3 protein-coding genes and 1 pseudogene are annotated in these 3,870 nt (G+C 73.5%); 1 reads left to right on the top strand and 3 read right to left on the bottom strand.

Annotated features, from left to right (window positions below; all coding sequences use genetic code 11):
* Window positions 1-198: 198 nt before the first annotated feature.
* Window positions 199-1,227, bottom strand: coding sequence for an HAD hydrolase-like protein (locus tag E2E34_RS32375; RefSeq protein WP_138905409.1), 1,029 nt, complete (start codon window positions 1,225-1,227; stop codon window positions 199-201).
* Between the two features lie 72 nt (window positions 1,228-1,299).
* Here E2E34_RS32375 and E2E34_RS32370 point away from each other — a divergent pair, with 72 nt between their 5' ends.
* Window positions 1,300-2,583 (top strand): DUF1015 family protein, encoded by a 1,284-nt coding sequence (locus E2E34_RS32370; protein ID WP_138905408.1) that lies wholly within the window; start codon window positions 1,300-1,302, stop codon window positions 2,581-2,583.
* Between the two features lie 66 nt (window positions 2,584-2,649).
* Here the strand turns inward: E2E34_RS32370 and E2E34_RS32365 are convergent, their stop codons facing one another.
* Window positions 2,650-3,387 (bottom strand): tetratricopeptide repeat protein, encoded by a 738-nt coding sequence (locus E2E34_RS32365; RefSeq protein ID WP_244316345.1) that lies wholly within the window; start codon window positions 3,385-3,387, stop codon window positions 2,650-2,652.
* Window positions 3,388-3,510: 123 nt separating this feature from the next.
* Window positions 3,511-3,870 (bottom strand): annotated as a pseudogene (locus tag E2E34_RS37575) (DEAD/DEAH box helicase); the annotation flags it as partial.

Here is a 3,870-nt window from a genome sequence, read left to right as displayed (position 1 = left end):
GGGGCCGGAGGGGCCTGCACCGCGCTCTGCTTGGGGGAACTCTCGACCAACACGCGGTTAGGTTAGCCTACCCTCGCATCACGACCAACGAACGCGGCACCCCCCGCAGACCCTCCCGCGACACCGACCGGCGACGGCGTCCGCGGCGGCCCGCGTCACGGCGTCGCAGCGAAGCCGCGTCGCCGTGACGCCCTGAGGTCAAAGCCCCACCCGCTCCAGCGCCTTCCCCGCGTCCAGCCCGCACGTCCCGTCCCCGGCGTACGTCCAGGCCGCCGCGCACAGCGCCCGCAGCCCGTCCATCGCCGCGCCCTCGCCGTCGGCCACCAGCTCCCCGTCCCGTACGGCAGCGGTCCACCCACCGCACCCGAACCCGCCGTCGCCCGCGGCCACTTCCGGCTGCCCGGTGAGCAGGCCCCGCAGATCCGCGTCCACGTACGTCGGCCGGTACTTCGGCGCCGCCGCAAGGAGCTGCGCGGCGTCCGTCACCCCGGTGAGGACGAGCAGCGAGTCCACGCCGCCGACGTTCGCCCCCTCGATGTCCGTGTCCAGCCGGTCCCCGACCACCAGCGGCCGCTCGGCGCCGGTGCGCAGGATCGTCTCCCGGTGCATCGGCGGCAGCGGCTTGCCCGCCACCTGCGGCTCGGCGCCCGTGGCGATCCGCACGACCTCCACCGCCGCGCCGTTGCCCGGCGCGATGCCCCGCGCGCTGGGAATCGTCAGGTCGGTGTTGGAGGCGAACCACGGCAGCCCCCGCGCGACGGCGTACGACGCCTCCGCGAACCGGCCCCACGCCAGGTCGGGCCCGCCGTACCCCTGCACCACGGCGACCGGATCGTCGTCCGCCGACTCCACGGGAACCAGCCCGCGCTCACGCAGCGCGACCCGCAGCCCCTCTCCGCCCACCACCAACACCCGGGAGCCCCCAGGCACCTGATCGGCGATCAGCCGCGCGACCGCCTGCGCCGAGGTGATGACGTCGGAGGCCACCGCCGGCACCCCGAGCTCCGTCAGGTGCTCGGCCACCGCGTCGGGCGTCCGCAACGCGTTGTTCGTCACATACGCGAGGTGCATCCCGCCCTCGCGGGCCACCTTGAGCGCGTCCACGGCGTGCGCGACGGCCACGCCGCCCGCGTACACCACACCGTCGAGGTCCAGCAGAGCCGTGTCGTACGCCTCGCTCAGCGCACGCGCGCTCGTGTCGGGCCGGGTCCTGGTCCGCTGGCTCATTCCGTATCGCTCCTAGATCCTCGCTCGTCCCCCGATCATCGCTCATCGGACGACCCCACTTACGATGCACCAATGAGTACACCTGGTCGGCCCGAGGAGGACCACGGCCTGCGCCTGGCCCCGTTCCGTGGACTGCGATACGTCCCCGAGCGAGTGAGCAGCCTGGCCGCTGTCACGTCCCCGCCGTACGACGTGGTCGTACGGCCCGACGGCCTCCACCACCTGGAGTCGGCCGACCCGTACAACATCGTCCGTCTGATCCTCCCGCAGGCCGCCACCCCGGCCGTCCGCAACCAGCAGGCCGCCGACACCCTGCGCCGCTGGCTGTCCGAAGGCGTGCTCGCGCCGGACCCGGAACCGGCCCTGTACGTGTACGAGCAGCGCAGCGGCGACCTGCTCCAGCGCGGCCTGATCGGAGCTCTCACCCTCTCGCCGCCCGCCGACGGCATCGTCCTCCCCCACGAGGACGTCATGCCGCACGTCGTCGCCGACCGCGCCGCCCTGATGCGCGCCACCGCGACGAACCTCGAACCGCTCCTGCTGACCTACCGCGGCGGCGGCGCCGAGACCGGCGCGAGCGCCGTCATCGAGCGCACCATCCCGCGCCCGCCGCTCCTGGCCACCACGACGGAGGACGGTTTCAGCCATCGCCTGTGGTCCGTCACCGACCCCGCCGAGCTGGCCGAGGCCACGGCCGACCTGTCCCACCACCAGGCACTGATCGCCGACGGCCACCACCGCTGGGCGACGTACCTCCGCCTCCAGGCGGAACACCCGGCCGACGGCCCCTGGAACTCCGGCCTCGTCCTCCTCATCGACACGGCCCGCTACCCGCTCCAGGTCCGCGCCATCCACCGCCTGCTGCACCGCCTCCCGGTGGCCGACGCCCTGGCGGCCGTCGCGGACACCTTCCGCGTCCGCGAGGTCCCGGGCCCGCTCCCCCGCGCCCTGGACGCCCTGGCCGAGGCGGCCGGCGCCGGCAACGCGTTCCTGCTGGCCGGCGACGGCGGCTTCCACCTCGTCGACCGCCCCGACGAGGCACTGCTGTCCCGTACGATCCCGTCCGGCCGCCCCGAGGCCTGGCGCACCCTGGACGCGACCGTCCTGCACGCGGCCCTCCTGGACCATGTGTGGTCGATCCCCGACGCCCCCGAGCACATCGCGTACATCCACGGCACCGAGGCAGCCGTGACGCAGGCGGAGCGCCACGGCGGCACGGCCGTCCTGATGCACCCGGTACGCGAAGAGGTCGTACGGGACCTGGCCCGTCAGGGCGTCACCATGCCCCGCAAGTCCACCTCGTTCGGCCCGAAGCCGGCGACGGGCCTGGTCCTGCGCAGCCTCGACGTGAGCTGAGCCGACCGCAGACGCGAAAGGGCGGCACCCCGGTGGGGTGCCGCCCTTTCACACACACGGACTCAGTCAGTCCTTGTCGCCCTCGGTGGCGGCGTCGTCGTCGGACCGGGAGTCGTCCACAACCACGGTCTCAGCCGCCGAAGCGGCCTGACCGGACTCCTCGCCGTCCTCGTCGAGAGCGTCGACGAAGTCGACACCGTCGAGCTGGGCGAGCCGGTCCGAAGCGTCCGTCAGCCCGTCCTTGTCGGCCTCGATCGCCTTGGCGAACCACTCACGCGCCTCGGCTTCCCGCCCGGCGGTCAGCAGCGCGTCGGCGTACGCGTACCGGAGCCGCGCCGTCCACGGCTGCACCGAGTTCGACGCCAGCTCGGGCCCCTGGAGGGTCACGATGGCCGCGTCGATCTGCCCCATGTCCCGGCGGGCGCCGGCCGCGACCATGCGCATCTCGACCTGGCCGGCCTTGTCGAGCTTCTGCACCTCGGGCTCACCGGCCATCGCCATCGCCCGCTCCGGCCGCCCGAGCCCACGCTCGCAGTCCGCCATGACGGGCCACAGCTCGACGCTTCCGGTCATACGGCGGGCGGCGCGGAACTCCGCGAGCGCCTCCGTGTACCGCTGCGTCGCGTACGCCGCGAAGCCCGCGGCCTCCCGCACGGCGGCCACGCGCGAGGCGAGCCTCAGCGCGATGCGCGAGTAGGCGTACGCCTCCTCGGGGTCGTCGTCGATGAGGTTGGCGACCATGACGAGGTTCTTGGCGACGTCCTCGGCCAGCGTCTTCGGCAGGCTCTGGAGCTCCTGACGCACGTCCTTGTCGATCTCGTGGCCCGTGACGTCCTCGGGGATGGGGAGCCGCTTGACGGGCTCACGCTCCCGGTCGTCACGCTGCCCGCGGTAACCGTCACGGTCGTCCCGACGCGGCGCCCGGTCGTCCCGGCGGGGCCCACGGTCGTCCCGCCCGCCCCGGTATCCACGCTCATCGTCCCGACGCGGCCCCCTGGACCGGTCGTCACGCGGGAACGACGCCCCACGCTCGTCATCACGCCGCTGGTAACCCCCACCGGCCGGCCGGTCATCGCGACGCTGGTAACCGCCACCACTGGGACGGTCATCGCGACGCTGGAACCCACCGCCGCTGGGACGGTCATCGCGACGCTGGAACCCACCACCACTGGGACGGTCATCACGACGCTGGAAACCGCCACCACTGGGACGGTCATCACGACGCTGGAAACCGCCACCGCTGGGACGGTCATCACGACGCTGGAAACCGCCACCACTGGGACGGTC

The sequence above is a fragment of the Streptomyces albidochromogenes genome (assembly GCF_005981925.1).
In the GTDB taxonomy this organism is placed as follows: Bacteria; Actinomycetota; Actinomycetes; order Streptomycetales; family Streptomycetaceae; genus Streptomyces; species Streptomyces albidochromogenes.
The sequence above is the reverse complement of the archived record's forward strand: the minus strand, read 5'-3'. Positions and strand labels throughout refer to the sequence as shown.